4 protein-coding genes and 2 pseudogenes are annotated in these 4830 nt (G+C 56.9%); 2 read left to right on the top strand and 4 right to left on the bottom strand.

From position 1 onward, the window contains the following. The 4 genes and pseudogenes from SA87_RS14095 to SA87_RS09390 all read right to left on the bottom strand — a co-directional run. A pseudogene (locus tag SA87_RS14095) lies at positions 1 to 157 on the bottom strand (acetaldehyde dehydrogenase (acetylating)); the annotation flags it as partial. A gap of 116 nt (positions 158 to 273) precedes the next feature. After that, positions 274 to 939, bottom strand: coding sequence for a GntR family transcriptional regulator (locus SA87_RS09370; protein ID WP_066202349.1), 666 nt, complete (start codon positions 937 to 939; stop codon positions 274 to 276). Positions 940 to 1218: 279 nt separating this feature from the next. Further along, the gene (locus tag SA87_RS13560; RefSeq protein WP_169816951.1) at positions 1219 to 1527 is read right to left on the bottom strand and encodes an integrase core domain-containing protein; all 309 of its coding nucleotides are present in this window, start codon (positions 1525 to 1527) and stop codon (positions 1219 to 1221) included. Positions 1528 to 2413: 886 nt separating this feature from the next. Beyond that, positions 2414 to 3484: an NAD(P)-dependent alcohol dehydrogenase gene (locus SA87_RS09390; protein WP_211264219.1), complete on the bottom strand. Its 1071-nt coding sequence runs from the start codon at positions 3482 to 3484 to the stop codon at positions 2414 to 2416. 357 nt (positions 3485 to 3841) lie between these two features. Here SA87_RS09390 and SA87_RS14550 point away from each other — a divergent pair. Next, a pseudogene (locus tag SA87_RS14550) lies at positions 3842 to 4027 on the top strand (transposase); the annotation flags it as partial. A 585-nt stretch (positions 4028 to 4612) separates the two neighbouring features. Next, a partial coding sequence (locus SA87_RS14495) for a transposase (RefSeq protein ID WP_245637706.1) occupies positions 4613 to 4830 on the top strand: 218 nt, incomplete at its 3' end.

Below are 4830 nucleotides of genomic sequence, written 5' to 3' on the forward strand. Positions count from 1 at the left end.
AGCGGGCCCGCTTCAGGCCCTCGGATTCCGGATCGATGCCGATCATCCACACCGGTTCGAGATACGGGCTGCGGAACATTTTGTACATGAGGTCGGTGCCGATGTTCCCCGACCCGATGATCGCCACGCGCAGTTTGCGCCGGCCGGCTTCGGACATCTTCCTCATCCTTCCCTTTGATGACGATATCCTTCCCGTTGATGACGGCAAGCCGAGATTTTCACAATCTTTTTCTACGATACTAAGATATCAGGGGAGCGGTCGAGTGTCAACCTTCAGCGTCGTATGCTCAAACTCTGTTTTACCATCTGGATAAACGTCTGAAAGTGTTCTTCCATCCGGAAGCGGGCCAAGTCGCGATCGCGGTGAGCGATGGCTTCAATGATCCGCTCGTGTTCACCGATCGTACGCTTAAAATCCTGTTCAAAGAAAGAGATGTTCGTCAAGAAAAAGTCATTCAAATTCCACTGGGCAGGCAAAAGAGACATCAGTTTTTTTGATTGAGCCATCCGCAAAATGACATAATGGAATCGACGATTGCAGGAAAAATATTCCTCTTTCTTAAAGGGACGGCTGACCACTTCCTCCAGCTCACGATTAGCGGCCTTCAGCGCGTCCAGCTGTTCAGGCTGCCCCCGTTCGGCCGCAAGACATGCCGCAAGCCCTTCCAGGGCCATGACCGCCGTAAAATGATCCAGTATTTCTTCCTCCGTGTATCGCTTTACAAAGACACCCGTTTGAGGAACGATCTCCACAAACTGCTCGACTTCCAGCCGCTTGAGGGCATCGATCACCGGGCGGCGCGAAAAGCCGAGCGTCTCGGCAATCTCCACCACCGAAATCTCCTGCCCAAACGACCACCTCCCGGCGATCAGTTCTTGTTTGATGTATTCGTAAGCCTGATCGGTCTTCGACCGCCTGATCTCCGGCAGATCAAACACCCATAAAGCCTCCTCAATCGCGAATTTATCTGATCTATGATCCTTTAATTATACTAGAGTTTTAGAACGTTTCTCCGTTTAGTATACCTGACAACGGGGCATCCTGCAAGGCGGAGTTCCGAGTGACTTCTCCCTCTCCCTGAAGGGGAAGGGCTTCCTGGCGTCAGGCAGGCCTGCCGGATTGCACCGCACGCTTTTCGCCTGCGGAGGGGACCACCATCCAAGGAACCGCGCCCCTTGATTTAAACATTTTGTTCTTTCTTCCTATGTAATGCAGACCTAGCTTGTGCTCAGGGCTTCTTTGAGCGTTTCTTGGGACGTTTTGGGCCGCAGGCTTGAATGTGGCCGGCGCTCGTTATAGTCCCAGATCCGTTCGGTCAATAGCGCATTGAGGGCTTCGACACGTTTTGCTTCAAGAGAAGCGCTCGATACTCCGCTTCGAAGCGCGAGAAGTTTGAGGCGTGCGATTTCGCCTTCCTTTTTGCCGAGAAGCTCAACCCAATTGCGGATGCGCTTCGGGGATCCGCTTTTTGTTCGGGAAGGGGAGCGCTCAGCGCCTTTTTCCAGGAGGGGAAGCTTTCCCTTCAAGAAGGGATGGGGATGAACGCCGGATTCCCGGGAGCGTTCGACGAGCGTTTTTCGCCTTTGATCCGTTCCCAAGCCGCTTTGAATTGGAGGGAGCCAGGGATGGATTTTGTTCGTTTCACGAGCCTTTCTCCTTTGACAGAAGGATACAACATCGTTTCAGCATTTGTCCGGTATGAGGGGCGCAGGACCCAGAGCGCGAATCTCGTCCAGCAGGTCATTGCAGTTCAACATCCCTTCGGCGATGCAGGTCACCAGGGTTGGCTTGAAGGGGTCCAACTTGGACGGACGCGGCGACCGGGGCCTGTAACGAGGCCGTTCCTGTGAGTGAATGTACATGCGCACCGTCTTGCGGTCGTGACCGGTCCTCCGGGCGACCTCCCGGATGCTACGCAGTTCCGCGTACAACTCCTTCATGTAAAACATTTCCCCCACTCCTATCATGATGCAGACACCTCATCCTTGCCGGGGATTCGGTGTCTGTAATTCGATGGGGCGGGGGAATTTTCAACTGGCCCTCGTGGTGGATTTTACGACCGGCCGCTAAATTTGAACAAGAAAACGCGCTCATGACGCTCCGGTGATCGTGCTCTCCCGGCGCTCGGGAGCCAAAGCGCCTGAGTAGCCGCTCCCTATCCTCGCAGCCTCCCTCGCAGCCTCCCGAGCGCCATTCCCAGCGGACGGCGCTGCATGGCCGTCTCCAAAAGCGGGATTTTGCCCCGGATGTACTCCCCGCTCGCTTCGACCGCTTTCTGAGCAATGCAGCGGATCCGCCCGGTGAAGGCCGTGACGGTTTCTCGGAGAGGGACGCGCTTTTCCTCCGTCAAAAAAACGCCCGTCCTCAAGGACGGGCGGCCGTGCTCACAATCCGTGTTCCGGCTTCGATTCATCATTGGGTCGGCCCAGTAGCAGCGTTTTCCAGCGTGTCATGGGGGACCAGGACCGCACGACCCTCAATGCGACCGTGCGCCAAATCCTCGAACGCTTCATTGATCTCTTCGAACCGTACCCTCCGAATTCTCGGGCGAATGACCCCCCGCCGCGCCAGCTCAAGGACCTCGCTCAGCTCGACCTGACTGCCCCATACGCTCGTGGTCAGTTCGGCCTCGTTGAGCACTTTGGTGGTAAACTCCAGCTTCCCGCCTGCCAGGCCGACGATGACCACCTTCGCTTGCCGCCCGGCCATGTTCCAGGCCTGCGTCATCGTGGCACTGGAGCCGACGAAATCGACGACGCCCTGCGCCCCTTCGCCACCCGTTAAAGATTTGACTTTCGCGACCGGGTCCTCCTCCCGGCCGTGGATCACATGATCGGCTCCCAGTTCCCGGGCGATCTCGAGTTTTTTAGAATCGACGTCGATCGCGATGACCTGGCAACTGGGCGTCAGGACGCGCGCGAATTGAACGCCAAATTGACCGAGCCCGCCGACGCCGATGATCACCACCGTGCTTCCGGGATAAAGGGAAGGCAGGAGTTTTTTAACGGCCCGATAGGGCGTAAGCGCAGCATCGGTAAGCGGCGCCGCTTCAATCGGAGACAGATCGCCCAGCGGCAATAAATAACGGTAACTCGGAACGAGCAGATACTCGGCATATCCCCCGGGAAAACCGATGCCCACCCATTTGCGGATGTCGGTCAGCTGTTCCTGGCCCGCCCAGGCAAAGCGGTCGGGTTTCTCGCTCCAGCCGCCGTAGACCGCCACCGCGTCGCCTTTGCTGAAACCTTGGACGTTTTCACCCATTTCTTCTACCCAGCCGGCATTTTCATGCCCCAAGGTAAAAGGGAGGGAGGGCAAGAGCGGAATCTCCCCGTGCATCAGATGGAGATCAGAGTGGCATAGACCGGCTCCTCCGATCCGGACTAAAACCTCCTCGCCGTGCGGTTCCGGAACGGGAACCTCCCGGATTTCCAGGGGTTTTCCGTACGCCACGACTTGTGCGGCGCGCATGGTTCGTGCCATGAACCGGACCTCCTCCAACATCGAATGGTCGCCTGTTGCTCCGAGTGCTCGATCATGATTATATCATGCCCCCGTTTATGTCGATTGATTCCATGTGCAGCGCACCTGATGCGGTAAAGGGGGCAACTTTCTCTATACAAAGATAGACAATCTCTAGCTTTTTGTACCCAGGTCCTCGCTGTACAGACAAAGGCCTTTAAAAGGCCGGTGAAAAACCCCTTCATTTGAAGGAAAACCGGACCCATGGATCGAACTCATTCAATCAAAGCAAGCAAACATCCCTTTCTCAAAGGAGATTCAAACATGCGGCCTCGACTATGGACTTCCCATCAACCCAAATGGTTTCGGCACATTGATATGGAAGCCCTCGTGCCACAAAATCACATCCTTCGCCAAATCGATCGCGTCCTGGACTTCTCCGCGATCCATGAGTGGGTCGCCCCGCTTTATTCGGAACGCACCGGCCGTCCGGCCGTCGATCCGGAACTCGTCATGCGGATCATAGGACTTGCTTACCTCTTCAACCCCTCTGAGCGGGAACGCTTTCAAACGCTCCCCATGCACGCCGGTTATTTGTGGTTCTTAGGGCTCGATTTCGAATCTGTGCTTCATCCGGAGGCCGGGGGGCCGAGGCTTCCGGATCGAACGACCGTAGTCAAAACACGGAAACTTTGGCGCAGGCACGGCATTTTTGAGAAAGCCATGCGCCATGTGGTGGATCAGTGCATCGCCGCAGGGCTCGTTCAGCCGGAAGTGCATGTCGCAGTGGACGGTACGCTTGTCCGAGCCAATGCTTCCATCCACAGTTTAAAGCCCATCGCGCCGGCCCCCGTGGAGTCGCTTGACGCTTATCTGGCCCGGCTGGAGGAAGAAGATCGCTCGTTTTCCGACGGCGGAGACGAAGACGACTCCTCTCCGTCTGACCCCCATCCTCCCGATCCGGGCCCGAACCTTTCATCCCCCGGCTCCCCTTCGGCTTCGTCGGGAAGGCCACCCAAGAAGCCGGGCGATTTTCGGGGGGAGCGGTTTTCCAACCGGACCCACCGGAGCATGACCGATCCGGATGCCCGCCTTTATCGAAAGAGCTCCGGCCAAGAAGCCCATTGGCGTGATCTCATTCATCACACGGTGGACACCCGCTCCTCCGTCATCTTGCGGACCCAGGCCAAGATCATCACGGGCACTGCGGAACGAGAGGCCGCCATCGAAGCTCTGCTGCACATCCGGCGTGAGCACCCCTCTCTTCGCATTCAAAGCGTCTCCGGAGACGGTGGATATGCCGATACGGAAACGCTCGATCGGCTTTTGAAGATGGACGTCGTTCCCCTCATTCCCGTGCGATCGCT

The organism is Hydrogenibacillus schlegelii (assembly GCF_001653195.1).
Classification (GTDB): Bacteria; Bacillota; Bacilli; order Thermicanales; family DSM-22653; genus Hydrogenibacillus; species Hydrogenibacillus schlegelii.